The organism is Lysinibacillus sp. CTST325 (genome assembly GCF_054665055.1).
Genome location: NZ_BAAFHO010000008.1, coordinates 77,999 through 104,744, shown reverse-complemented (window position 1 = coordinate 104,744; position 26,746 = coordinate 77,999). Strand labels below are relative to the sequence as shown.

Genomic DNA, 26,746 nt, shown 5'->3' with positions numbered 1-26,746 from the left:
AGTATTAGCTAAAGCAGCAATTAAGTATATGGAAGAGTTCACTAGTGGAATTTCTCCTGAAGAAGAAGCTGTATTTAGAAAAGAAATGTTAAAATTGAGAGGCAATAGAGGAAAATGATAGTAGGTGATTATCGTATAATTGCAATGCAAGGATTACTTAATGATGAATTTTAATAAAATGAAAAAAGCAAATGTGTTTCATAATGGATTTGCTATTTCTTTTGTGAATATAAGTATCGTGATTAGATTTAACCATAGAGTAAAAACGGTAGAATATTTAATTCTCCCAACGATCTCCACGTTTTTTTTCCACAACAAAAAATCTCCCATAGTTTCAGGAATAATAGATTTTGAAAGCGTAAGATTTGGTTCAACAGAAATCGATTTTACCAAACTGTATCGCGATTTTTTAAGTGTTGATGTTAACTTGTATAATGCATATCAAGAAGGCTATAACAGTATCAGGCCATTAATTGACTTAGAAAATGTATTACCTTTCTATCGATTTACTGATGCAATCAATAGTATTGGATGGTGTAAACGTCGAGGAATTGAAAAAAATGCGTTATTTCTAGAAGGAAATTTAGCGAGATTAAAAAAATGGTTACTATAAAATATAGGTGATTTTCATCTCTTAAAGTAACGGGTGCAAGAGTTAAACAAGGTGTTGCAGCGGCAGCATCTTTTTTCTTATTGAGCTAACGGTGCAGTTAAGTTTAAGGAAAATATTCAAAAATTGGAACTTATAGGAACGATAATCGTAATAATAACTTTAAAGGAATAAATAAAAATTAGTGATTTAAGGGGGAAATAATGAACTACATACAAACCATTCGTAAGTTAATTGGAAATGAAGTGCTAATGACTGTTGGTTGTGGAATTATTATTGAACAAGAGAATCAAATTTTACTACAACATCGAAAAGATCGGGATGTTTGGGGTATCCCAGGCGGTGTTATGGAGCCTGGAGAAACCTTTCTTGAAACTGCTGTGCGCGAAACATTTGAAGAGACAGGATTGATAGTTGAACAATTAAAGTTGTTTGGTCTTTATTCAGGAGAAGAAGGATTTGCAGAATATCCGAATGGAGATAAGGTTTTCAGCATCCAGATCATTTTCCATTCAAGTTGTTTTTCAGGGGAATTAATTCATGAAACAGAAGAAAGTCACGAACATAGATTCTTTACTCGATATGACCTACCTCATTTGAACGCACATCAAGAGCGATTCATTCAGGATTGGGTAAACCATGTGACTTTGCCCATAATAAAATAATCTGACGGAGTTCGACCATCAAAAAGGGTAGAGATAACAACCTTTTTCTTAATCAACTAACAGGTGCTTTATTTGAAAATAATTGAGTTGCAAATGAAGCTCTTTTTTTCTTATTGAATTAACGTGGCAGTTTAGTTGAATAGTGTTGTTTAATTGGTGTTCAACACTCGGGCCAGTTTGTGAAGTGAAAACTAGAAAGCCAACAGATATTAAAAGTGTCTATATCCGTTGGCTTTTTGTTTCTTTATGAAGCATTCCTGCTTTGAAATCTTTTATAAGGTAGTATGGAAACCAAGAGCAGTAAAACACCAAACAGCACAAATAAAGCAGAACTAGGCAGTACATGATATAATGCGGAGGACATTCCACCAAGCGCCATACCTGAATAACGGACGAAGTTAAAAACTCCTAAAGCTGTTCCTCGGTGCTCGCTATACTCATTGCTAATAAGCGTCGAGAAAAGGGGAGCGGAAAATCCAACCATAATTCCATAACCAAATAAGATAATGCTTAACCCCACAAGTGATTGAGCGTGAAGTACACCAAATAGTATGACCTGCAATGGCATAACAATTAACAGTGAGATAAACAAAGTATTTAGGGATATTTTTTTCTGTAACCTTTTAAATAACATACTTCCAACAATCATGCTGACTGTCAAAGGTAAATATAATAATCCAATGAACTGTAAATATACATGATAATGATCATGGAGCAAGACCGGCAGATAGACGAGAATAGCAAAATAGATGAAAAACACTAAAAAGCTGACGATCATAATACTTGTTCCAATATAATGGGAAAAGACTGCCTTATATGCATGGAAAAATCCTTTGGACGGTTTTTCGTCAGTTTCATCCTGCTTTTCACTTGGCAGCAGATAAACAATGAACATCAGCAAGGAAACTGCCATAATCAAAAGAAAAAGGAAAATTCCCTCATAACCAAAAAACTCTCCAATAAAACCTCCAACCACAGGTGAAACGGCGGGAGCAAGGGTAAGCAGGATTTGATACGTTCCCATGGCACTTCCTCTTGCTTCACCTTCAAATAACTGTGCAATCATACTAATTGCAACTAAAGGGATTATCCCGGCCCCGATTGCCTGAATCATTCTGAAAAGCGTAAACAACGTAAAACTGTTGGTGTAAGTACAAATGACTGCTGATACGCCCATCAAAAGAAGGCTAATGAGCAATAATCTTTTTTTATTTTGATGATCAACCACTGTTCCCAGAACAATCTGTATCACCGCAATAATAAAGATAAAGCTACTGACCGTAAAATTCACCCAGCTGATGGATACTTCAAACGAATCCCGAATAAGGGGAATGATCGGCGTATAGATGTTCTGGCTTAAAGAAGCAAAAAACGTGCTAATACTCAGGGCATATAAGACAAAAGATTTTTTTGAGCTACACTCTTTTGAATATTTATTCTCCAAATGGAACGTCATCACCTTTTAGTTTGTCAGTAATCATTTCTAAAAAAGTTATAATGGTTTCTAACTCGTCTGTATTGAAACTATCCAATAGGCGCAGATATTGATTCCTTGCCTTCTCATGCAATTGATCGTGGATAGAGGCAAGTTGCTTCCCGAAATCAGTAAGGAGATAGTGAACTTCTTTTTGATTGGTCTCCTGTCTGGTCTCGACAATAACGTTCTTCTCTAGCATTTTTTTGATTGCCTTTGTAATGGCTGGCTTGGAGACGTTTAACGTTTCCGAAAGGGATGTATTATTCGCAGATCCCTGAGCATTGATGGCTGAAACAATGTGTAATTGAGTGAGAGTCCAATCCATAACAATGGAGTTTTCTTCATTTTTTTTACTGAAGCTTTTACTCTTTTGAACGGCTTCTCTTTCTTTGATAAATTGTTGCAAAGCATTCAATGCTTCCTTCTTTTTGTCTATATGATTCATAATGTATTACCTAACTTTTCGTTTTTTGTTAACCGGTTAATGATATTAGTTTACCAGTTAACAAAAATAGGTGTCAAGTGTAAATTAACTGTTAAACAAACAGGCGCAATTGTTGAAGAAGCGTCTCTGTTCTTATTAAACTCCCATGAAAGAACGTGATCATCTTTCGTTTTCTGTGGTGAAGAGCTGATTTTTGTGCTTCATGGATGGCTAACGGATGGCGTTAATTGAAGATCATAGAGTTGCATATGCAGCTCTTTTTTTCTTATTGAGCTAACGGAGCAGGTTGGCATAATAAAGAAGGAAATAAGTTATAAAAGGATATTTAGTATATTTTTTGAAAGGGGTTAGAGATATGAGTAAAAATTCTTTTTTTGAGTTAGAAAAGAAACTTAAAAGACTAGATACCTCCTCTCATTTTTTAGTTGTGATACTTATATATAGAACGAAACCGAAATTCGTTACAAGAAATACTAAATTATTTGTATAAAATAAAAGGCTGTTTTCGTATAGATTGTTGCTTCTTGAAAGAAGTTTTTTCTAGTCTTTTACTGTTTATAACACCATCCATTATTATAACTGATGCTAAGCTTTCAACGCCTTCGTCTCATTGATAATTTCCAATATTTCTTAATTTTCTGCTTTACTAGATGTAAAAACGAGCGTAAAATGTTAAATATTACAATTTATTTGTGATATTTAACATTTAAAGGAGTACCGGAGATGAAAAACTAATTTACGCAGCAGATTTGTCCCTCGGTCTATTTTTTTTGGGTATGAGCTCTTCAGCTTTTGCCTCGGAAAGCGTAGATTCTCTTAGTAATCAAGGTGTTGTAGAAGAAAACGTTTCGTTGGAAAAAGAAGAGAATGGGTTGATCAAACCTATTAAACGAAGTTTGGGTACAGAACATCCAACTCCTTATTCTCAAGTCACGACGTATTCAAATGGTTCAGTAACTGGAGTTGATTTCAGTGAAGCTACTTTTTACGCTGAGGAAGGCAATGTAATTGAACCGCCAATCGATAGTGATACCAATTTAATAACACCTTTATCTGAAGGTACCACTGGTGGGAGTTGGAGTAACAGTTCAGGATATAGTTGCGTAAAAGGGGTTACAGTGTACGCCGGAACGCTTATACCTTCTGTAAATCTAAGATTTAAGGCAGATTTTTGTACCCATCAAGGAGCTTATGACGAAATTTCTAGAGTTTACTCGACAGCTGTAAGTGCTTTCGAATGGGATTATATAGATACAGGTGTATTTCGTCCAAAAGAAACATTAGAATATTCGGCATACGGTGGAATTAAAGCGAAGGTAAGACCTAAAGAAGGAGCAAATCTCCGCACAGATTATGTATATTTAAGAGTAAAAAATGATAGTTACTCGGTTGATTCTTCATTTTAATTATCTTACCTATGAAAGAAGGTTATTTTAGTGGCAATAGAAGGTTTATTTGGTTTAATCATTGAACCACTCTTATGGTCATTAGTTGTTTTTTTTAGCTTGCAGACAATTATTGTTACCTTCAATAATGCTGATACAAAAGCAAAAAAATATGCAATCGTCACTAGTGTCTTAGTGTTTTTATTAGTTATATCAGATGATATTATGAGAATGATTGATATTATGAGAATGTAGTAGACAAACTCAAAGAAAATTAAAATTGTCTACAAACTGAACCAGGTACTCATTTAAGTACCTGGTTTACATTTATTTAGATATTCACTAATTAATTCTGCTAAGAAACGCTTTACTACGCACCTTGCAAGGATTACTTAATGATGAATTTTAATAAAATGAAAAGGCAAATGTGTCTCATAATGGATTTGCTTTTTCTTTTGTAAATCTTGCTATTAAATATATAAGCATATTGTGATTAGATATAAACAATAGAGTAAAAATGGTAGAATATTTAATTCCCCCAACGATTTCCCCATTTTTTCCCCACAACAAAAAATCTCCCATAGTTTTCACTATGAGAGAAATGCTTCAAAGCCTATGTGGCTGTATGATTAAATTAAAAAGCCGCGTATGCCGTAGTTATTATAGAAAGTTTTAAACCACCACTCCTCAAAGTGGGTGTTCGCAGAAGCTTTCCTGCTTATCCTCATGCACCTTAGTGTGAGGCCCGTCATTCCAACTCCAATAATAAAACTCCCTTTTACAGCTTAAAGGTTAAAACTTAATATTATACGAACAATGCAGCCTTTAAGGATATAATAAGGCATGTTAAACAAACTTGCAAGTAAGATGGTTTGTACAAAAAAGTCAATGGGCGAGTGTCCCAAATCATGAATATCCAGAATGAAATATCTCCAAAAGCATAAAACAGATTCGAATATTTTTCACAAATACGAACAAAAAATACGAACGTCCTTTACTTAATAGGGCGAAGTATGTAAAGATAGGGGAATATATAGGGTTTACCTAGCAAAAAAGTAAAAGGAGGAAGCGGAAATGGCAGCTTATCCAAATTGTCCAAAATGTAATTCTGAATACACATATGAGGATGGAACAAACTTTGTATGTCCAGAATGTGCGCATGAGTGGAGCACTGATGTAACGGAGCAGGAGACAGATACGTTAATCGTAAAGGATGCTCATGGCAATCTACTTGCGGACGGTGATTCCGTTACAGTTATTAAGGATTTAAAGGTTAAGGGTAGTTCTTCAACGTTAAAAATTGGGACAAAGGTGAAAAGCATTCGTCTCGTTGAAGGCGATCACAATATTGATTGTAAAATCGATGGCTTTGGTGCAATGAAATTAAAGTCAGAGTTCGTTAAAAAAGCATAATTACTGTAAAAAGAGTCGTGATATGAAGCGCCCCAAACTTGATGTTGGAAGGCTATTCTAAATCGACTCTTTTTTATTTTTATTCAGTAGCTGTCTAAACACCTACTGAAATAGAGGAACTCAGTCGTTGCCACGCCCTGTGGCAATGACTGAGTGACCAACATCATGTTGGTCCTCAGTTACATGGAGACAACTTCTTTCTGCTGGTGTAACATTATTTTGTAAACCTACGAAATAGAATAGCAAAGACCGCACCGAATAGTGCAAAAATAGTATGTAAAATGGCTATGAAGCTAGCTCCAATTAGCAGCGTACCAATTTCCGTTAAGGAGTAGTGGGTGACGTAGAGTGAATTATTGATATTGTTAATAATAGCCCATACGAAAACAGGTACAAAGCTGATAGCAAAAACAATCCAAATATTTCTGTAAAAGAAATAAGTAAGACAGCCGAAAATCGCGTAAGATATAGCAAAGCTTGTTTGATTGCCAAGTAAGGAAGAGTTAATGGCAAACATAAAGGATAGTACGATAAAAACAAGATGGAAAAACGTTATCGTTCTTTTCATTAATAAAAGATAGCCCAGTGATTGCTTTGAAGTAGCGAGCTGCTGACAATGCTCACAAGTAGCTAAATGTTGTTCGACGAATTCTACAGTAGTTGCTTGGAGCGCTTGTTTTTTATACAAAGGTAATAAATCCTCTACAATTGAACATTCCTGTGACAAAATCTTCCCTCCAATCGATCTCCTTTCATTATACGACTTTTTTGAGAAAATAAAAAAAGCCTTCCGTGAGTTAATTCGTTCGGAAAACTTACATGCACTTTATTAATTTGATGTTAATACTTCATTGGTCAAAGCTTGAATATCGATATGTGTTTTTTCCTTCACAGCATCCTTCAGAATCTCAGTACGGAAATAGTGAACCGACGTTTGAAGAGGAATAGTTAAAATCTTGGAAAGGGCTGATTGATACATATGCACAAATTCTTTATCTGTGTTTCCTCGTTTTAACTCAGCAAAGGCTTCATAAAATTGGTCAAGCTTATCAGCGAACTCAAGTAGGCGACCTTCGATAGTTTTATCCTTGCCTTCTTTCATGCGCTCAAAGAAGACAGCCTGAAACTCTTGTGGGATCTCATCAATAATAAATTTCTCCATCATTTTGTCTTCTACATGTGCGAGCATTTGTTTAAGCTCTGGGCTCGCATGCTTTACCGGTGTTTTAATATCGCCGATAAATACTTCAGCAAAGTCGTGGTTGATGGTTTTTTCATATAATGATTTCCAATTGATCGTAGCTCCGTTCATTTCTTCAAGTGTGGCAAAGAACATCGCATACTGCGATACCTTCCAAGAGTGAGCAGCCACATTGTGCTCCTCAAATTTGAAGCGTCCAGGGCAACGAATAATACGCTCTAGATCATTAAGACTTGTAAAAAATTGATGAATTCCTATAAAAATCACTCCTTTTGGGTCTATATGTGCATGTTACTATAATCCATACCCTCTTTGTGCAAATTTCAAACAAATTAACAATGATTCATTTTGCGTTTACAAAGGATTCACAATTGACGATAAAGCACGCTTATGTTGGTGCTATAATGAGGGGGACTGAATCAATGATGCCTCGGCATAATTTAAGTAACTTAAACCCGCATTCATCTCACCACCTATAGAGGGGGAGACATTTGTAACTACTGTTTCACTTACGTTACATTAAACACTTGTAGCTGACGCTTCGCTTTCGCTACATAAAACATTTGCTGAAAAAAGTTAAAAGGGAGTATGCACCGTGATTTCAATTTATACACTTCTTCTTTACATACATATTTTAAGTGCCATTCTTTCGATTGGGCCATTGTTCGTTGTTTTAACAATTGTTAAAAAAATGCGTACAGCATCTCATATTGAAATGTCTCCATATATTGAGGCTTTTAAAGGAGCAATTACAATCGTCAAGCATTCGGGGCATGTTCTTGTTGCGTCCGGTATTTTATTAATGTGGCATGCGGGCTATCATTGGAGTACCTCGTGGATTGTTCTTACATTTCTTGTGATGTTGGCCTCCATTGTTTTTTTAGCAAGAGCGTTCAAACCGACTTTACAGACATTTAATACATCTACCTATGACCAGCAAAAATTTGCTTCATTGTTACATCGCAAAGCATGGATGTACATTTTATTATTGCTAATTATGTTATGGCTAATGGTAGCAAAACCTGTACTTTGGTAAGAAGCTGGCTCATCACCAAAACGTGTGGTTGATTTCCGTTCCGACTGGGCGCTTTCCTGGGGGCGTCCGATGAGCCGCTTCGCTTCGCTGCAGGGTCTCGGGCCAACACACGATGTGATGACGCCTTCGTTCCTCTATTGCTTATCTCCAAGGAGTCGCCCAGTCTCCACTCCAATCAACCACTTCACATAGCAAATATCTTCTGGCATGACACTCTAATTTATAGTTATAAAACGATACTAAAGCAATTTTATGCAATAGCGTAGTGCTAACGTAGCGGCAGCAACAGATGTCTTAGGAAACGAAGCATTAGAATAACAGGCGTACAATTGCGTCACTGTAATAAGTCTTTTTTGTAGATTAAGTTGGGTAGCAATAGTGTTCACTTTTGAAATGAATAAAATTTATAAAAGTTCTACACTATTGCTGATTGGAGTGGAGGGCTACTCGACTCCCGTGGGAAAGCGAGACAGGCGAGACCCTGCACGGAGCGAATGTTTTCCGTGCGAAAGCGAAGCGACAGCAACGCCAGCGGAGGAAGTGGCTCGACGCTCGCCCACAGGAAAGCGAGTAGCCTGGAACGGAAATCACCTTCATTCAATGCGCCACAACATTCTCAAAGATCACCTTTAATTTTGTTTTTCAACACTATGAAAATCCGCACTCCGAGAGGAGTACGGATTTTTTCATCAATTGCTAAGCAAGCGTTTGAAATAGCTTTTGCGAATAAATATATAACTAACGAAGAACAGGGCAAAGAAGCATAATGAGCTCATCATAGAGACTTGTAAAAATGCTGCTGAAACCATTGTTCGCATAGCTAATAATGTAGCGAATAACATCGTAATGGCTATCGCGAATGGCACAAATATAAGGATTGCCAGCTCTTTAGAAACAACAGTGAATAACTCTTTTTTAGATAGCCCTAGTTTTCGTATGCCAGCATACTTTTCTTTTTCCTGAAGAAGTGTCGTTTGTAAATAGAAGTAGAGGATACTCATAGCTGCACTTAAGAAAATTAAGCTCAACATAGATCCGATAAAGAACATAACACTTTTTGTAAACATCTCTGCGTCATACAATTCGATTTTTGAAGTTACATAACGTTCTTCATATATATGTGGGAAATCTTCAATAATTTTTTTCGCCAACTCTGTATGTGCCATCCAATTGTCTAGCTCAAATAAATAGGTTTTGTAGACGGGATATTTGATGCTGTTATAAACTTCATCAGGCACAATAAAATACGTTTGTTGGAAACCTGTTGTTAATAGATTTTTTTCATTTACAGATACAAGCTTTAATTGCTTTAGATATTTGTCACCACTTACATTAGTAATTGGTAATGTTTTACGATTACCAGCAACTGCTAAAAATTCATTTGCACCTAAGCCAACCTTTTCATTGTGTAACAAGTTATAATCGGAAGCTGACATATAACCGAGTCGTTGATCTTCATTCGATTTAAATTCAATAAAATATTTTTGTGAATCCACTGCGGATAATTGTTTTTCAATATTTTTAATATCAGCTTCTACCATACTTGGATCAGCCTTTGGCGTGGCAATATACTGAAAACTGTATGGATAATTCGCCTCACTATCTTTTTCAACATTGTAGTAAGAACTAAATAAAATGCTTGTACATAAAAATACGCCGCTTAATAAAATAGTCATTAAAAATAGCATATTTGCATGTGATTTCATTTTTGCATTCAGATTGGAAGCAAGTAGCATATTCGTTTGTTTCATATAGGCTGACGATTTCTCAAAAGCTTTTAGCAGGGAACGCATTCCTTGTGAGATGATTAAATAAGTTGTGCAAAGAACACTCACGAAAAACACTATATAGAAAAGAATACCGAGACTATCTACAATGTCATGTTCTATTTTTAAAAAATAGCCTAAACCAATAGAAATCATAATACTAATGAATAATAAAAGATAATGTGGTTTTATCGACTTTTCGATGACAACATCACTTTTTAATAGTTGAATAGAAGCTTCTTTATTAATAAATCTTGTCATTACTTTTGAAATAACAACGAATAATACAAGGAATAAACCAATCGTTAACGTGATAGCTTTCATAGGGAAATACATACTGAAAGTTTCTGCCTTTAAAACAACTTTGGCACCCATTAAGAAGAGAGGCGAAATGACAAGCCCAAGAATGATTGCTGTAATAATCGCCAATACACCAATAAGGATATTTTCACGAAAAACGAGCGTACGAATTTGTTTCATGGATGCACCAGTAATCATAAAAATACCTAGTGTTTTTGTTTTCTTCTTTAAAAAGGCCATGATGGAATAGGCGATATAGATAAATGAAAACAAATAGACGAGCAAACTTGCTAACATTAATGCAAGGCCAAGTGTTGAGTCTGGATCTAAACCTGCAAGACTTGGATGAAATACAATGACTGTAAATAAAAAGAAAATAATGATAGAAAACATACTGCTAAGGAAATACGAAACATAGGTCCATTTATCACGTAAAATATTTTGGATAACGATATGATTAAAGCTCATGCTGTCCACCACCTAAAAAAGCGAGTGTGTCCATGATTTCCTGGTAAAATTGTTTACGATTATGACCGCGATGAATTTCGTTATATAATTTACCATCCTTAATGAATATAATACGATTTGCGAAGCTTGCTACATAAGGATCATGTGTCACCATTAAAATGGAAGTTTTCAGTTCAGTATGAATAGAACTAAATAAATTCATGACATCATTTACTGCTTTTGAATCGAGATTTCCTGTAGGTTCATCTGCCAACAATAAACTCGGTTCATGAATAACTGCACGAGCAATAGCTACACGTTGTTTTTGTCCACCAGAAATTTCATAAATTCGTTTTGAAAGAAGCTCTTCAATTCCAAGAAATTGAGATATATGTTGAAGTCGTTGCTGCATTTTATCGGCAGGTAAACTATCTAAAGTTAACGGTAATAAAATATTTTCTTTCACCGTTAATGTGTGTACAAGATTAAAATCTTGAAAGACAAAGCCTAATTCTGAACGCCGGAACTTTGCAAGCTCCTCATCATCTAACGAATATGGATTTCTACCATTTATAAGAATTTCGCCAATAGTAGGGCGATCGATGGTGGACACGCTATTTAAAAATGTAGTTTTTCCACTTCCAGAAGGCCCCATGACGGCTACGAATTCGTTCTCACCAAGTTGAAAATCAATGCCATTCAACGCCTTGTATGTGATTTCTCCGATATATTCTTTTTGCAGATTGGTCACTTGTAGGATTGAGTTTCCCATCTTTGAACAACTCCCTTACTTCGATTGAATAGCTTAAGTATAAAGAAGGAGCAGCATTTTACCTATTTGGTTAAATGACGTCAATATGACAAAGTTGTCATATTACGAGCTTACAATCATAATTTTTTCACGCTATTTGAAAAATCTATGGAGAAGGTAGTGACGCACTCATGGGACTGTAAAGTAAAAGGGTGCTCTAATTCAGTTAAAATCTTTTTCACTAAATACAAGCCTATACCTGTTGCTTCACCGCTCGTTCTACCTTTCACACCTGTATAAAATAAATCAAAGACACGTGAAATTTCACTCTCAGGAATCGTATCTCCATAGTTTTTAATTCGTAAAGTAGCTTCGTCATAAATAATTTGAATAGAACTTTCGGACTCACCGTACTTAATGGCGTTATTAATGATTTGATAAAGCACAATTTTTAACCATTTTCGATCTGAATAAATAATAGTATTTTCAACAAGCGTCACTTTTGGAAAAACTTCTTTGGCAATGAAATAATCCTTTAAATCGTTAACAACTTCTTTAATAAGCTCTTTTAATGAGAGTGCTTCTATTTTTAAATCAGCCACAAGATTAGATGTGCGTTCGTAAGTTAGTAGCTGATTAAGGGTAAACGTCAGCTTATCGCACTCTTGATTAATTGTTTGCAAATGCTCGGATTGGCTATTTGCATTAGATTGGATAAGCAGTTGAATAACCGACAATGGCGTTTTCATTTGATGGGTAAAATGTGAAAGTACAAGCTGCTTTTCTTTTCCTTGCTCCTCTAAATGTTGCTGCTGTGTTAAGTATAGATATTGCATTTGTCGTAGTTTTTGGCTGTAAGCTTGTTCAATTCCAGCCTGTGGTTCATACAGATGGAGGTCATCGCTTGTTAATGTGTTGTTCTGTAAATGAGCATAGAGCTTTTTTCTGCGATAATAACGTCCAATCAGCCAAATGGTAAATAGGAAGCTAACGAGAAAGATAAAATAAAGATAGTGTGAAGATAAATCATCCAATGAATGAATGATCCAGGGTAATAATAGAAAGCTTACACAATAAAGAATGATGACACTTACATGATCTCGAAAGAACAGCTTCATTCTTCTGCCTCCACTAATTGATAACCAAGTCCACGAATTGTTTTAATTTCTAGTCTAGATTGGATAGTCTCGAATTTTTTGCGTAATCGGCCAATATTAACAGATAAAGTGTTTTCTTCAACGAAGGATTCATCATCCCAAATGGCACTTAACAATTTTTGACGAGGAACAACATTAGGATAAGCTTCAAATAGTAATTTACTAAGCTGCATCTCTTTTAACGTTAACAGGCTCTCGTGTTTCTCGGTGTAAAGGCGAACTGTATTAGCATTTAATGTTGTATTAGCAATTGATATCGAATTAGATTCGGAGGAAGCATATTCTCCGTATGTACGACGAATAAGACCATTCACTTTTGCCATAAGCACATCTAGCGAGAAGGGCTTAGTGATAAAATCATCCGCACCATTTTCAATACCATGCACTTGATCGATGTCATTCACACGCGCAGATACAATGATGATAGGGCATTTGGATAGCTGACGGATTTTGCGCGACCAAAAGTACCCATCATAGGTTGGTAGGTTAATGTCCATAACAACGAGATGAGGTTGAATAGCTTGAAATTCTTCTGCTATATGATTAAATTGTTGGACGGTATGGCATTCAAATTGATATTTTGATAAATGCTCCACAATAATCTTTGAAATATTGGGATCATCCTCTATTATGTATATTTTGTACATAGTATCGACCTTTCTTTATAGGCTATCACTAAAAAGTGGGTATTTTATTAAAATATATAAAGGTATATTGGTTGATTGGAGTGGAGACTGGGCGACTCCTTGGGGATTAGCAATAGAGGAACGAAGGCTAAAATCATCACATCCTGTGATAACGCCTTCGTGACCAACATCGTGTTGGCCCGAGACCCTGGAGCGAGCCCTGCGAGTGAAGCGGCTCATCGGACGCCCCCAGGAAAGCGCCCAGTCGGAACGGAAATCAACCCCACGATATGCTGAGTAGCCTTCTTTATTTATATATTTTTAATGTACCCTGATTTTTAGAAATCCATTAATATTCACCATTGAATACAGTAATTGTAACTTGAAATTATAAAAAAGAGCCACCACAAACCCTATTGGGAAGGTGATGACCTCTTTCATTTATGTTTTAGGAATATGGAAGGTGACAGTTGTTCCTTCATTTAGTGTGCTTTTAATTTGTAATCTCTGCCCGTAAATCCTTTTAAGACGTAAATCCGTATTGCGCAGACCTACGCCAGCGTTTGGTGAATTACTACCAGATTGTAGTTCATCTAATATACTTGGATCAATCCCAACGCCATCATCTACAACACTTACTGCTACATGATTCGGAAAATCTTTTATACGGATACAAACTGTACCGCCTTCTTCCTGTTTCAATACACCATGACAAATGGCATTTTCGACTAAAGTTTGTAGGGAGATAGGGGGGATTTCAATATTTATATTGTCATCAATATCCCATTCAATGTTTAGTAAGTCCCCAAAACGCTGCTGATTAATATAGAGATATGATCGTACTAGCTCTAACTCATCCTTAAGTGACACTACTCGCTGTAAATTTCGCGCATCAAAGCTTGCATGTAGATATTCACCAAAATGATGCATTAAGTCAATCATTCGATCTGTATCGATCGTACTAAGTGATGCAATTGAATTTAATGTATTAAATAAAAAATGAGGATGTATTTGGGCTTGAAGCCAAGCTGTTTCCAAATGTAATCGTTGATTGATACTATATTTTAAATCGATTAAAGCTCTGCTCCTTACCTTTAACTCTAATGAATTAATAGGCTTCGTAACATAATCATTTGCACCATGGGCGAAACCAGTATAGACATCCTCGGGATAACTACGAGCTGTTAGTAATAAGACAGGCAATTCAAGTAATGAGTAGTGTTCTCGAATACTTTCGATTAAAGCATAGCCAGATATATATGGTAGCATCGCATCTATAATGACTAAATCCCAATCCTCTTGCTGTAGTACTTCTAATGCCTTTTCACTGCTAGTAACTGTAGTAACAGCATATTCTGTAGTTGCAAATAAGCTACGCATAATTGTTAAGTTCACAGGGTCATCATCGACCATTAAAATTTTGAATTGGTTTTCCATTGTCGGGGATGAATTATTTTCTGCAATAGGAAGCTGCATGTCCTCTTCCTCTAGATAAGCTTGCTCTTCATTAACGTTTTCCTCTGCTAATGGTAAGGTGAAAAAGACATCCGAGCCTTTGTTAGGAACAGAATGTATTTGCAAAGTTCCACCATGTAATTCGATAAGCTTCTTTGAAATTAATAACCCCAGACCGATTCCGTCATTGTTGTCATTGCCTTGTTCGTAAGGGGAAAATAGACGGCTTTGGGTAGCATCATCCATGCCTAACCCAGTGTCATGAATGTGGATAACAGCCATAGTATTTTCTATATGGGCACTGATTTTTATTGATCCTGCACTCGTATATTTAATGGCGTTGTGCAGGAGATTAAAAAGAATTTGAATCAATCTATTTTCATCAACAATTACATTAGGGAATGTCCTAGGAATCGTTGAATTCATTTGAATTTGTTTGCCACTTGTTATAAAGCGTAACATGTCGAAAACGCCATAAATGCTACCTTGAATGCTGACGTTCTTTTTATGGAGATGTAAATTACCTTCCTTTAAACGAGAAAAATCTTGTATGTCATTTAATGTGAAGGACATGCTTCTCCCGATATCAATAAGATGCTTCAGGTTTTGCTTATCGTCAGCCATAAGCTTATTGTTTGGGTTATCATAAATGGACTGTCCTAATGTAATCATTTTATTCATAGGATCCCACAGTTTTTGTGAGCTACTGGATAAAAACTCATCCTTTAATGCATCGTCCTTTTGTAATTTAGTAATCAATTGATTAATTTGCGCTTGGTTTTCAAAAAAGCGTTTAAACCAATAACCCGAAAAACCGAGCATGACAAATAAATAATCGAACGGATACATTGGTATATCAAAATCATAGATGGTTTTAATATACGCCCATATGATGCCATTCATTGTACCAAGGGCCGTCAATGCAATAAAGGTAGTGCTCTGTTTTTGATTTTCAAGATACTCTCTTAAAGCGAGTACTACTACAAATAAAAATGAAGCGACATAAAGTATAAAGTAAAGAGAATTTATTGTGAATAACCAATTAATCGGTAAGACGATAATGAAAAATGCTGAAAGGCCATAGAAAGCAAAGAGCCACTGAAAGCTTTTAGCATTATGATATTTGACTAGTAAAACACGCATAAATTGAACAAAGAAAAAAGAAGACCCAAGATAAATGATAGTAGATAGCTTAAATGACCATACATAATCGAGATGTAACCAAGTGATAATAGATTGGTCATATGAAATTAATTCATCTGCTAAAGGCAAAAGAAAACCTACTGTGAACAGTAAAACAATTGGCTTTGGATGAATAAACAAGAACACAAGGGTGCTAAAAAGTGCGAACAATATGAGTGTTATCGATATTGTTGTAAGAGATAGATCGTTAATCATTTGGTGATGTGTCATAGCAGAAGCAGAGCCAAATAAAATTCTTTTATCAATGTTAGGACTTACTGATGTATCAAAATTAGATACATGTAAAATTAAGTCAATTTCAGGCTGCTTATTTGTAAAGTAAAGAGTATAAGGAGCGGCTTGATCTTTATGACTATGTGAATCAGTAGCTACTTTCCCTGATTGTTCAACCAACTTCCCATTAATATATAATGCTGAAGCAGTCGACACTGCAGGAATCCGAACGGCATAACGATGATCTTCGGGAGCATCGTGATTGAGTAAGATTTTTAAACGGTATGTACCATAGCGTTGTATCGTTGCCTTTGAATCTCGCATGGGAACCGTTCGGGTAGTTTGTTCAAATGATTGGGTATTAATGTTTAAGGGATCTATTAATGATCCGGGATAATAGAGCCATTCACCATCTAAGTTAAGAACTTCTTCGTCGGATAACTGCTGATCCCGTATATCAAATATACCTTCCTGGGCAATCGGTTGATTACTTGAAGGGAGAAAGTATGCTAGCCAAAGTAAACGAAGGGTAGTAAGCAATATGAAAATTAAAATAATGAAAAGTGAATGTCGTATAGTCGCTTTTTTCAACAGTGACATAAGAACCTCCAAAATTTCTTCTTGTAATCAATTATGCCTCGGCATAATTGCGTCCGGAATCGGCTTTGTGCTTAGGCCTGCAGATGTTTTTTGTGCGAAAGCGTAGCGTCAGCGGCATGATGCAGGTCAGTTAGCCGGTATCGCATGGATGCGATGACATCCTTTATTAACTCATTTCCGATTCTGTGACATCCGCCGGAGGCTTTAACTTTAGCTGAAAGAAGTTAAAAGCACTATATTTACCATGCCATGAAATTTAGAAAATGGAAATAAGAAATTTTTAAAAGTGTTACTTTCAGACTAATCAGAAAGGGTAGGGGAGCTGATTTTCGCTACGGGCTACTTGCTTCCCTGAGGGCGTAGCGTGAGGTTTGATACCCCCTCTTACTGTGCCGTCAAGTACATATTTTGAGGGAGAGTCATTAGTTTAAGTTTTTTTTAAGAGGCGTGACGTATGATGAAGGAATAAATAATTTGTGAGTTAAAGTGTGTTAAAATTTTACAAAAAATCATCTCAATGGGAGAAATGATCTATTGTGGGTAAATTCAAGTTAAAGTTATCGTTTGTTATTGTTAGTATGACGGTAATTGTTGTACTTGCGACTGCTAGTATTAGTATTTGGAGTAGCTATCGAAATTTTAACGACATTCTTATGCAAAATAAGTTTGCCATGCAGGAAAATTATGTGAAGGAAGTTTCGGTAATCACGGAGAGCTACGTACAAGAAAAACTGATGGAACCAAATCAAAATAAGTCGATTGAACCTTATATGGTGCAAGTGGTAGACAAGTTACTTGATGAACGAGTTGTTTCATTTAGTGCGTTCATAAAAAGTATAATTGTTCCTTTATTATTATGGTTAGTTGCAGTTTTTGTAGTAGCTGTATGGCTTGCTTTCAAAATTGCACGACCTTTAAAAAAGCTTTCTACTAGCGTGGAGAGAGAAGAAGTACAGAAGCTTGAAGAAATGGATGACTGGTATTACGAAGCACATTCATTAAAAAAAGTAGTGCAAAACATGGTCATAAGTTCGGAAAGCGAAATATTAGATTTAACGAGTCAACTGAATTTAGACTCCTTAACGGGAATTCCTAACCGTAGAAGGATGGATCAAATTTTAAATGAGTTAATCATCAATAAAGTGCCACATACAGTAGTGTTAATAGATCTGGATGACTTTAAAAGTATAAATGATACATATGGGCATACTGTAGGGGATGAAGTTTTAAAAGCTTTCGCAAATCATATGCAGAAGAACATTGAGCAACAGGGAATGTGTTTTCGATATGGTGGGGAAGAGTTTATGGTTATATTACCATCCACAACAATAGATGTAGCATTAGAATTGGCGGAGAATGTACGCATTAAGCAGGCCTTGTTAGATACGGCATGTGGAAGGCCAGTTACAATGTCTGCCGGTATTACAGCATTTACAGCAAATATTAAGACTGCTAATCAGATCATTACAATGGCAGATAAGGCATTATATAAGGCGAAGCAGTCAGGGAAGAATTGTATCTGTGTCGTCGAAGAATTATCTGGAGAATTAATTAAATGAATATCAGTCAAACTCAAATAATAAATTTTTTCTTTTACAATTAATATTAAATACAGGTCTGTTGATTCAATACCGTAAATGATATTCGCAAAACGCATGTTAGTATATAAGTCGGAACGGAAATCAACTAAGACAGTTGATTTTCATTACTGGTGAAATGAATACAAAGATAAGAGGCATTGAGAGTTATCTTCTCGATGCCTTTTATAGATTAAAATTATTCAACCGATATAGCATTAAACAGCTCAGTTGTTTCTTGCTCGGGTAAAATACCGAGATCCGCTAACAGGGTACTTTTAAAGGAATTGTAAACCTTTACTGCACCTACTCGGTTATCCACTTCTATATAGTGCTTTATGAGCTGACGGATGGTTTTATCGGAATATGGATTATGCTCTATCGTTAAAAGTAATATTTCCTCTCGTTTTTTTACATCATGTATTGCTGTATAATGCTCTACTAAATCATGAAGTAAAAGAGTAAATTTATTGTTCATAAAATTTGCTTTACTAGTAATCCAGGGATAATCTAATGAGGCCATAAATTCACCGTGGTAGTTTTGTAGTAGTGCCTCAGCCTTCTCTACATCAATCTTTCCAGTCTCTGTTTTACCATTTAAAATATGCTCTAAATCATGAGCATCACATTGAAAATTTTCTAGTTGCAAAATATAGCAGCCATTTGCATACTGTATGACTTCTAAGTAGCCCAGTGCTGAAAGCGTAGTGCGTAAATAGGAAACTGTTGTATGTAACTGAACTCTTGCCTTTTCAAATTCTGTATCTGCCCATAATTCATCGATGATTGTATCACGAGGTACATGGTTATTAAGATTGGAAAAAAGAAAGGCGAATAATTCCTTTGTTTTAAGCGTTCTCCAATGGACTACTTTGTCATTGTGTAAAACAACGAATCCTCCAAAGCATTGTATTGTAAGCGCGGGTTTATTTCGTATTTGTATAGGAGTAGATGTATTTTCTAAGTGAAGGAGTTCTTGGATTCTGTTAATAGTTGTCTCTAGACGAGCCTTTGAAATAGGTTTCAGCAAATAGTCAATGGAGTGAATTTCAAAAGCTTGGACAGCGTAGTCCCGATACGCAGTGACAAATACGATAAAAATGTTTTTGTTCCATTCTTTTAATAGCCGTGCAATCTCTAAACCGTTCATGCCAGGCATTTCTACATCTAAAAATGCTACTTGGAAATCCAAGCTTGGTCCCTCTGCAAGCAAATCTTTTGCAGTTGTAAAAGATTTAATGACCTCTATTGAATTAAATTCTTTTAACTTTTTCTCCATGTTTATAAGAGCTAATGGCTCATCATCCATTATTATCACTCGAATCAAAAAAGGGCACCAACTTTCAAATATTAATTTTAACTTCTTTCAGCAAATGTTTTCTGTAGCGAAAGCAAAGCGTCAGCGGCAATTATGCCGAGGAATAATTGATAAGTAGTGAAGTAGGTTAAATTGAAATATCAATTACTGACCCCTTATGTGGATGTATGGCCACTTGCTGCTGTGGCAGATCTTTTAATAATTCGGTAGCAGCTGCAGTATTTAGATTGAGCGCATTTTGCATAACACTCATTCGTACAGTTTGTTGTAGCTCCATAATCTGAGAAGACATTATTGTATTAACTTCCACCCTACATTCCTCCTTTACCATATTATCGGATAAAAGCACTGATTTTCCAACATATAAAAATTGCAAATAGTTTTACCGTAAAATTGTTCAATTTACCAAAAATATAATCGATATTGTATATTTTTCCTCCTTTATAGTAATAATTCGTAATATCAGGTCCGATGTCCTGAGTTACTAATTGCATTCTCTAGCATTGCTTGTGTAAAAGAGCCTTACTCTAGTGTGCTAGTAGCAGACTGCAAAATATTAAAATATGGAGGTTATAAAATATGAAAAAACAAGCTTTAGCTTTAGTTGTAACTTTGATCTTGGGAGTAAGTTTATTTGCTAGTCCATCATTTGCTAAGGACAAACTCGCTTTTAGGCCATTCGATACATTGTGGGGAATCTCGAAAATTTACAATTTAACTTTAGGAGATTATGAGCTACTGAATGAGACAGACTCGACATGGTTTTATCCAGAGCAAGATTTAAATGTAGTCGAGCCGAAAATTGATAGTTCGTTGAAAGATCAACATTTCGTTGTAGCCGGGGATACATTATTTACAATTGCGCGTGTAAATGGAGTGTCAGTGCAAGAATTAAAGGAATGGAATAACCTTTCATCTGATCTAATTTATGTAGGCGAATCATTAGCTATCAAAGCATCAGCGGCAAAACCTAAAACAGCCGAAAGCAAAACTACAAAGGTAGCAACGACATCAAGTAAAAAGAAAGTAACGACATCGAGCACAAAAACAAATACAGTGAGTGCTCCAACAAATACAGGCAAAACGTTAACTATGCGAGCAACTGCCTATACAGCGTATTGTGAAGGATGTTCGGGGATTACAGCGAATGGAACAGATATCAGATCGAATCCGAACCTAAAGGTAATTGCCGTAGATCCGCGTGTAATTCCTCTTGGTACAAGAGTTTGGGTTGAAGGTTACGGAGAAGCAATCGCAGCAGATACTGGCGGAGCGATAAAAGGTAATAAAATTGATGTATTTATTCCTACCGAGGGACAAGCTCGTCAGTGGGGCGTCAAAAGTGTAACTGTAAAAATTTTAAATTAATGTAAATAGAAGGGTGTCTCCTTTGGTTGGAGATATCCTTTTATTTTGCATTGTTTTTAAGAATCAACATGGATTAAAAGCCAAGTGTACAAAGTTTACTCCGTAACCAACAATTCACAAAATTCTCAGTGGAATTGCATAAGTGGAAGGATTGTTGGCAACCATCTGAAATAGAGGAGGTATTTTCATGAAAAAAATGAGCTTAATAATTATTTCTTTATTAGTATTTGTCGGTGGTTGTAGTTTCTTTGAAAAGAAGGAGCAAAAAGTGGCAGTTAACGCAAGTTCAGGACCAACTGCAACTGCGAAAGTAATTGGTAAAAATAATGAAAGCTATGGCAATGCATATTTTGAGGAAGAGGACAATGGGGTTAAGGTGACACTCGCACTATCAGGATTGCCAGCCGGAAAACATGGCATTCATATTCATTCAGTTGGGAAGTGTGAACCACCAACATTTGAATCGGCGGGTCCTCATTTTAATCCAACGAGTAAAGAGCATGGGAAGGATAATCCTAAGGGATACCATTTAGGAGATCTTCCGAATTTAGAAGTTGGAGAAGATGGTAAAGTGGATCTGAGTTTCTTAGCTGAAGGGCAAACATTAGAAAAAGGTGCTGCCAACTCATTGTTACGTGATGGAGGCACTACATTAATCATTCATGAATCTGAGGATGATTATAAAACAGATCCTTCCGGTAATTCTGGTGCAAGAATTGCGTGTGGCATTATTCAATAAGGGAATTGAATCGACTGTATCTGAAGTAAATCACTTTAGATACAGTATTTTTGTTTTGAGGGTAAAAATCGACAACGAATGATTAATTTCCTTTCCTGGCTGCAGGGTCTCAGGCCAACACGATGTTGGTCGCGAAGCGTTATCACAGGACGTGGTGGTTTTAGCCTTTGTTCCCCTATCGCTAATCCCCAAGGAGTCGCCCAGCCTTCACTCCAATCAACTTATATACATAACATACGTTTTTATAAAAGATAAAAATAAAATATGCATTTTTCATACATGTGGCAACTAAAAATGTTTTCTTGAAAAAAAGAATTTAATAGCTTAATGTAGATAAATTTAGTGTGAAGGAGTTATTGATAAACGTTGGAAATAATGAGTATTTAAGAGAAATAGCATAATTATAAAAGACTGAATTTACAATAAATAGATTGACATTATTATACTATGTTTGATAATTTTAAATAGATTCTTATTTTTAACCAAGGGGGAAGGTTACTGTGAAGAAAAAACAATTTAGGCTATTAATGCTATTAAGTGCCTTTGCGCTATTGATTTTGGCTGCGTGTGGGTCTGATAGCGGAACAGGTTCAAAGGACTCGAATAAGGGCGAATCGGCATCGTCTGAAAAGCCGAAATTTTTAAACTTATTAACAGGTGGAACACAAGGTACTTACTATGCACTAGGTGGAACGTTTGCTGATTTTATTTCTAAAGAAACGGGCATTAAAACAACTGCTGAAGTATCTCAAGCATCTGCTGCCAACATGACGGCATTACAAGATGGTAAAGGTGAAATTGCTTTTGTACAATCAGATATTGCTTATTACGCTACTGAAGGAAAATTTATGTTTGATGGCAAAAAAATCGATTCAATTGCTGCTTTAGGTGCACTTTATCCAGAAACAGTACAATTAGTAACGACTGAAGCGTCAGGTATAAAAACTTACGCTGATTTAAAAGGGAAAAAGGTTTCTGTAGGTGCGCCAGGTTCTGGAACTTACGCAAATGCTGAACAATTACTTGAAATTCATGGTCTAAAAATGGATGATATCAAAGCACAAAACCTTGACTTTGGTGAGTCTACTGACGGTCTTCAATCAGGCCAAATTGATGCAGCGTTTATTACTGCAGGTACGCCAACTGGTGCAGTAGAGGCATTAAACGCGACAACTAAAGTGAATATTATCGGTATGGATGCTGGTAAAGCAGATGAGTTAATTGCTAAATATCCTTACTATGCAAAAGATACAGTAACAAAAGGTACGTATGGTATTGCAAATGATACTGAAACAGTTTCAGTACTGGCGATGCTAGCGGTTAAAAAAGATCTTCCAGAAGATGTTGTTTATTCGATGACGAAAGCTATATATGATAACGCAGGTAAAATTTCCCATGCAAAAGGGGCGTTTATCAAAGCTGAGACTGGCTTACAAGGTATCAGTATTGATGTTCATCCAGGTGCTCAAAAATACTTTGATGAAAAGAAATAACAGTACATTCGGGTTTGGATTTTATCAAACTATAGCTTAGAGCGAGTAAAAAGTTATTTTCTTAATACGAAGAGGCTCGGATTGCGTAAAGCTTCGAGTCTCTTTTCGTCCGTTAAGTCTAAGTCGTGAGTAATAGCGAATAGCTTTAACTTCTTTCAGTGGGTATTCAAACACCTGTACCTGTCGCTGCGTTAGCACTACGCTTTCGCGCAAAAAACATTTGTTGGTCTAAAGCCTCCGGCGGATGTCATTGAATTATGCCGGGACATAATTGATGTGGGGGAACAGATGCAGTGCGAAAGAGAACATTAATAATTGTTTTAGCTTTTTTATGTATTTGCTTTTGTCTAGTCATTTTTCTTCCTCTTCAAAAGGTATTCGCATTTACGGAAACGCGTATAAATGATCCGGTAGTGCATTATATACCACTGACAACTGAGGATACATTTGAAATTAGATATACTCACTCTATCCATAAAACGGATGTACTCGAACATTATAAATACATAGACGGAACACGTATTCAAATGTTAGGGATGGAGTATGAGAGTTTAGCAATCGGCATGCCGAGCTATGCAGAAAAAAATCAAACATTAACAGAACGCAATGGTAAGTATTTTTTGCAGTTTGACAATGAAGTCATTGAAAATTTTACGATCTATATTGGCGATTTGGATTTAGACCTTGTATTAGATTACGAGAATTATGAATACGATTTAAAAAAAGACTTACAAAGGGGAAAATCCTATTTATTTGAGGTGAAGCGTTTATCGCTTTATGAACAATGGAAAGGAGTAAGGATGAAATGACGACACAGCATAAATCAAACGACGAAGTGAAAAAAGAAGAATTCGAACAAATATCAGCTGAAGAGCAACAAGCGATACTTGAGAAATATGATATTGAATCCAATGTCCGAACGGTATCGGGCATTATGAAGCATGTCATTTTCTTTGGACTACTAGCGTTTTCATTGTTCCAGCTTTACACAGCAATTAAAGGCCAATTCCCAGCGCAAATTCAGCGTACGATACATTTAGGTTTTGGTTTGACCCTAATTTTCTTGCTATTCCCTGCTCGAAAAAAAGCAGCAAAGAATAAAATAGCGTGGTTCGATTATATTTTAGCGGTATTATCCATTGTAGTAGGTTCGTATTGGACAATGAATTATACAGAGCTTGTTAATAGTAACGGTACCATTACGCAAACAGATTTTATTGTAGGTCTCATAGCTGTCGTGTTGGTGCTTGAAGCAGCTCGCCGTGCAGTAGGTGTACCGATTACCATCATTGCTATATGTTTCTTAATCTATGCCTATTTCGGACCGTATTTCCCGGATTTTATGGCGCATAGAGGGCAAGATTTTGAGAGTATTGTTAATCTCATGTATTTTACGACAGATGGGATTTTTGGAACACCGATTAGTGTTTCTGCCACATTTATTTTTGTGTTTTTACTCTTTGGAGCATTCCTTGTCAAAACGGGCGTTGGCCAATACTTCAATGATTTAGCAGTAGCTATTGCAGGTAAATTAATTGGTGGTCCTGCAAAAGTAGCGGTATTTTCAAGTGCACTTCAAGGTACGATTTCGGGAAGCTCTGTAGCGAATGTTGTGACATCTGGATCATATACGATTCCGATGATGAAAAAGCTAGGGTACCGTAAAGAATTCGCGGGTGCGGTTGAGGCAGCCGCATCTACAGGTGGGCAATTAATGCCTCCGATTATGGGTGCGGCAGCGTTTTTAATGGTTGAATTTATCGGTCGCGGAATTACGTATTGGGATATTGCGAAGGCGGCGGCGATACCTGCATTGCTTTATTTTACAGGTATTTGGATTATGACTCACTTCGAAGCGAAACGTGTAGGCTTAAAAGGCTTACGTGACGATCAAATGCCAAATCGTCGAGAGGTATTTAAGAAAATTTACCTTTTATTACCGATAATCTCTATCATCGTTTTAATGTTAACAGGTACACCAGTAATGCATGCAGCGCTTTACGGTATTCTTATTTCTATAGGTGTTGCTATGTTTAATAAAGAAACACGTTTAAAACCAATGGATGTTATTGATGCATTAGTTGAAGGGGCTCGTACAGCACTTGGTGTTGTAGCGGCAACGGCTTGTGCGGGTATTATCGTAGGGGTTGTTGTGAAAACGGGTCTGGGCTTAAGCTTAGCTAATAGTTTAGTAGAATTAGCTGGTGGTAGTATTATTTTAACGCTGATTTTTGTGATGATTGCTTCCCTAATTCTTGGGATGGGGGCTCCGACAACAGCGAACTATGTAATTACATCAACAATTGCTGCTCCTGCGATTGTAGCATTATTATCACCGAATACACCACAGGAATTAGTACCGGTAGTTGTTTTATTATCGGCACACTTCTTTGTATTCTACTTTGGTATTATTGCCGATATAACTCCGCCTGTTGCACTTGCAGCTTTTGCGGCTTCGGGAATCTCTGGTGGAGATCCGATTAAAACAGGTGTAAACTCAGCGAAGCTTGCTATTGCGGCGTTTATTATTCCGTATATGATTGTATTTTCACCGGCATTGCTAATGATTGATACAACTATACCTGAAATTATATGGGTAGTAATCACGGCCATTACAGGAATGGTAGCTATAGGTGCGGGAGTAATCGGTTTCTGGTATCGCAAAATGCTTTGGTTTGAGCGCATTATTGCCATTGCAGCTGGTTTACTTCTGATCTATCCAGAAAAATTCTCGGATTGGGCTGGTTTAGCAATCTTTATTGTTATGTTCGTTATTCAATATGTAACGCAAAATAAAGGTAACGGTGATGACGATCAAAAAAGTAAAACGAGTGCTATAGCTTAAGTGATAGGTAAAAGGGCTTAGGACCAACAAAATTATTAAATAACTAGAATCTGCTCATTTTTTGAGCTAGTAAGTACCTTGTATGTTTACGAGACGATGAAAGCGCGCAAGGTCTGTGTTCATATACAGAGCAATTGGTTTATAAGTCTTACCATGAAGGGGGATGTATCGTAATTTGATACATCTCTTTTTTTGATTAACTTCGAATTTCAATCTAAAAAGTAGATAGTTTTTATACTTTTTATGCATAATGAGCATCGTTTATTGCTTTTTTTACAAAGGTCATTGTATAATTCTTTTATCAGAAAATTCAATTAAATTAAAAGGAGAGATGATCAAATGAAAAAGTTGTTGAACTCAAAATTTGAAACATATCTAATGGATCAGGAACTGGAGCTTACTATGGAAGAGGAAAAAAATGAGGAGCAACTAACGATGGTACATTATGAAGAATATCCAGAAGGTTTTTTTACAAGTTTATAATAAATATTTGAAGGACTGTGCTAAAGGTAGAAAAACTTTTAACACAGTCCTTCTTTTTCTTTTACAGAAAAATTGAAAGTGATATTTATTAAAATGTATGTCATATATAAATTTGATTTTCGTTCCGACTGAACGCCCCCAGGAAAGCGCCCAGTCGGAACGGAAATCAACCC

24 protein-coding genes, 1 other RNA gene and 1 pseudogene are annotated in these 26,746 nt (G+C 36.2%); 13 read left to right on the top strand and 13 right to left on the bottom strand.

Translation table 11 applies throughout. The features are described from left to right. Window positions 1–331: 331 nt before the first annotated feature. Both ACYQ73_RS17755 and ACYQ73_RS17750 read left to right on the top strand, forming a co-directional pair. Window positions 332–613 (top strand): annotated as a pseudogene (locus ACYQ73_RS17755) (aminoglycoside phosphotransferase family protein); the annotation flags it as partial. A gap of 200 nt (window positions 614–813) precedes the next feature. Next, entirely contained in the window at window positions 814–1,275 is a 462-nt protein-coding gene (locus ACYQ73_RS17750) for an NUDIX hydrolase (RefSeq protein WP_460013720.1), read from the top strand. A gap of 244 nt (window positions 1,276–1,519) precedes the next feature. On the opposite strand, the gene ACYQ73_RS17745 is transcribed toward ACYQ73_RS17750, so the two are convergent. Next, window positions 1,520–2,719, bottom strand: a complete 1,200-nt coding sequence (locus ACYQ73_RS17745) for an MFS transporter (protein WP_460013719.1) — start codon at window positions 2,717–2,719, stop codon at window positions 1,520–1,522. Then, window positions 2,709–3,197 carry a MarR family transcriptional regulator gene (locus ACYQ73_RS17740; RefSeq protein ID WP_460013718.1) on the bottom strand — a complete coding sequence of 163 codons (489 nt, stop codon included), beginning with the start codon at window positions 3,195–3,197 and terminating at the stop codon, window positions 2,709–2,711. Before ACYQ73_RS17740 ends, ACYQ73_RS17745 begins: the two co-directional genes overlap by 11 nt. A gap of 776 nt (window positions 3,198–3,973) precedes the next feature. Between ACYQ73_RS17740 and ACYQ73_RS17735 the strand changes: the two genes are divergently transcribed. Together ACYQ73_RS17735 and ACYQ73_RS17730 are read left to right on the top strand one after the other, a co-directional pair. Continuing rightward, the gene (locus ACYQ73_RS17735) at window positions 3,974–4,603 is read left to right on the top strand and encodes a hypothetical protein (protein WP_460013717.1); all 630 of its coding nucleotides are present in this window, start codon (window positions 3,974–3,976) and stop codon (window positions 4,601–4,603) included. A 30-nt stretch (window positions 4,604–4,633) separates the two neighbouring features. Beyond that, complete coding sequence (locus ACYQ73_RS17730; protein ID WP_079563224.1) at window positions 4,634–4,837, top strand: hypothetical protein; 204 nt, start codon at window positions 4,634–4,636, stop codon at window positions 4,835–4,837. Window positions 4,838–5,217: 380 nt separating this feature from the next. Here the strand turns inward: ACYQ73_RS17730 and ssrS are convergent. Next, window positions 5,218–5,410, bottom strand: a non-coding RNA gene (gene ssrS / locus ACYQ73_RS17725) — 6S RNA. A gap of 246 nt (window positions 5,411–5,656) precedes the next feature. Between ssrS and ACYQ73_RS17720 the strand changes: the two genes are divergently transcribed. Beyond that, on the top strand, window positions 5,657–5,995 hold the full coding sequence (locus ACYQ73_RS17720) for a zinc ribbon domain-containing protein YjdM (RefSeq protein WP_415732860.1): 339 nt from the start codon (window positions 5,657–5,659) through the stop codon (window positions 5,993–5,995). A 214-nt stretch (window positions 5,996–6,209) separates the two neighbouring features. Here ACYQ73_RS17720 and ACYQ73_RS17715 read toward each other — a convergent pair whose 3' ends face one another. Both ACYQ73_RS17715 and ACYQ73_RS17710 read right to left on the bottom strand, forming a co-directional pair. Continuing rightward, window positions 6,210–6,722 (bottom strand): zf-HC2 domain-containing protein, encoded by a 513-nt coding sequence (locus tag ACYQ73_RS17715; RefSeq protein WP_460013716.1) that lies wholly within the window; start codon window positions 6,720–6,722, stop codon window positions 6,210–6,212. A gap of 102 nt (window positions 6,723–6,824) precedes the next feature. Then, window positions 6,825–7,463, bottom strand: coding sequence for a YfbR-like 5'-deoxynucleotidase (locus tag ACYQ73_RS17710; RefSeq protein ID WP_460013715.1), 639 nt, complete (start codon window positions 7,461–7,463; stop codon window positions 6,825–6,827). A gap of 328 nt (window positions 7,464–7,791) precedes the next feature. Between ACYQ73_RS17710 and ACYQ73_RS17705 the strand changes: the two genes are divergently transcribed. Further along, on the top strand, window positions 7,792–8,232 hold the full coding sequence (locus ACYQ73_RS17705; protein ID WP_460013714.1) for a DUF2269 family protein: 441 nt from the start codon (window positions 7,792–7,794) through the stop codon (window positions 8,230–8,232). A 689-nt stretch (window positions 8,233–8,921) separates the two neighbouring features. Here the strand turns inward: ACYQ73_RS17705 and ACYQ73_RS17700 are convergent. The 6 genes from ACYQ73_RS17700 to ACYQ73_RS17675 all read right to left on the bottom strand — a co-directional run bounded on the left by ACYQ73_RS17700 (window position 8,922) and on the right by ACYQ73_RS17675 (window position 16,750). Then, complete coding sequence (locus ACYQ73_RS17700) at window positions 8,922–10,766, bottom strand: FtsX-like permease family protein (protein WP_460013713.1); 1,845 nt, start codon at window positions 10,764–10,766, stop codon at window positions 8,922–8,924. After that, window positions 10,756–11,517, bottom strand: coding sequence for an ABC transporter ATP-binding protein (locus ACYQ73_RS17695; protein WP_460013712.1), 762 nt, complete (start codon window positions 11,515–11,517; stop codon window positions 10,756–10,758). Before ACYQ73_RS17695 ends, ACYQ73_RS17700 begins: the two co-directional genes overlap by 11 nt. A gap of 116 nt (window positions 11,518–11,633) precedes the next feature. Further along, on the bottom strand, window positions 11,634–12,614 hold the full coding sequence (locus tag ACYQ73_RS17690) for a sensor histidine kinase (RefSeq protein WP_460013711.1): 981 nt from the start codon (window positions 12,612–12,614) through the stop codon (window positions 11,634–11,636). Then, the gene (locus ACYQ73_RS17685; protein ID WP_460013710.1) at window positions 12,611–13,300 is read right to left on the bottom strand and encodes a response regulator transcription factor; all 690 of its coding nucleotides are present in this window, start codon (window positions 13,298–13,300) and stop codon (window positions 12,611–12,613) included. The genes ACYQ73_RS17690 and ACYQ73_RS17685 overlap by 4 nt, the downstream gene beginning before the upstream one ends. Window positions 13,301–13,315: 15 nt before the next feature. Next, a complete protein-coding gene (locus ACYQ73_RS17680; RefSeq protein ID WP_460013709.1) occupies window positions 13,316–13,519 on the bottom strand; it encodes a hypothetical protein in 204 nt (67 codons plus the stop codon). Window positions 13,520–13,720: 201 nt separating this feature from the next. Continuing rightward, complete coding sequence (locus ACYQ73_RS17675) at window positions 13,721–16,750, bottom strand: hybrid sensor histidine kinase/response regulator (RefSeq protein ID WP_460013708.1); 3,030 nt, start codon at window positions 16,748–16,750, stop codon at window positions 13,721–13,723. A 536-nt stretch (window positions 16,751–17,286) separates the two neighbouring features. Between ACYQ73_RS17675 and ACYQ73_RS17670 the strand changes: the two genes are divergently transcribed. Next, on the top strand, window positions 17,287–18,309 hold the full coding sequence (locus ACYQ73_RS17670; RefSeq protein ID WP_460013707.1) for a GGDEF domain-containing protein: 1,023 nt from the start codon (window positions 17,287–17,289) through the stop codon (window positions 18,307–18,309). A 217-nt stretch (window positions 18,310–18,526) separates the two neighbouring features. Here the strand turns inward: ACYQ73_RS17670 and ACYQ73_RS17665 are convergent, their stop codons facing one another. Both ACYQ73_RS17665 and ACYQ73_RS17660 read right to left on the bottom strand, forming a co-directional pair. Then, a complete protein-coding gene (locus ACYQ73_RS17665; RefSeq protein ID WP_460013706.1) occupies window positions 18,527–19,636 on the bottom strand; it encodes a response regulator in 1,110 nt (369 codons plus the stop codon). Window positions 19,637–19,772: 136 nt separating this feature from the next. Then, window positions 19,773–19,955: a putative motility protein gene (locus tag ACYQ73_RS17660; protein ID WP_460013705.1), complete on the bottom strand. Its 183-nt coding sequence runs from the start codon at window positions 19,953–19,955 to the stop codon at window positions 19,773–19,775. 269 nt (window positions 19,956–20,224) lie between these two features. Here ACYQ73_RS17660 and ACYQ73_RS17655 point away from each other — a divergent pair, with 269 nt between their 5' ends. The 6 genes from ACYQ73_RS17655 to ACYQ73_RS17630 all read left to right on the top strand — a co-directional run bounded on the left by ACYQ73_RS17655 (window position 20,225) and on the right by ACYQ73_RS17630 (window position 26,573). Continuing rightward, window positions 20,225–21,013, top strand: a complete 789-nt coding sequence (locus ACYQ73_RS17655; protein WP_460013704.1) for a 3D domain-containing protein — start codon at window positions 20,225–20,227, stop codon at window positions 21,011–21,013. A 187-nt stretch (window positions 21,014–21,200) separates the two neighbouring features. Further along, window positions 21,201–21,752, top strand: a complete 552-nt coding sequence (locus ACYQ73_RS17650) for a superoxide dismutase family protein (RefSeq protein ID WP_460013703.1) — start codon at window positions 21,201–21,203, stop codon at window positions 21,750–21,752. A gap of 500 nt (window positions 21,753–22,252) precedes the next feature. Continuing rightward, the gene (locus ACYQ73_RS17645; protein ID WP_460013702.1) at window positions 22,253–23,245 is read left to right on the top strand and encodes a TAXI family TRAP transporter solute-binding subunit; all 993 of its coding nucleotides are present in this window, start codon (window positions 22,253–22,255) and stop codon (window positions 23,243–23,245) included. A 293-nt stretch (window positions 23,246–23,538) separates the two neighbouring features. Further along, entirely contained in the window at window positions 23,539–24,054 is a 516-nt protein-coding gene (locus tag ACYQ73_RS17640; RefSeq protein ID WP_460013701.1) for a DUF1850 domain-containing protein, read from the top strand. After that, a complete protein-coding gene (locus ACYQ73_RS17635; RefSeq protein WP_460013700.1) occupies window positions 24,051–26,090 on the top strand; it encodes a TRAP transporter permease in 2,040 nt (679 codons plus the stop codon). Before ACYQ73_RS17640 ends, ACYQ73_RS17635 begins: the two co-directional genes overlap by 4 nt. A 339-nt stretch (window positions 26,091–26,429) precedes the next feature. Beyond that, window positions 26,430–26,573, top strand: a complete 144-nt coding sequence (locus ACYQ73_RS17630; RefSeq protein ID WP_460013699.1) for a hypothetical protein — start codon at window positions 26,430–26,432, stop codon at window positions 26,571–26,573. Window positions 26,574–26,746: the final 173 nt, after the last annotated feature.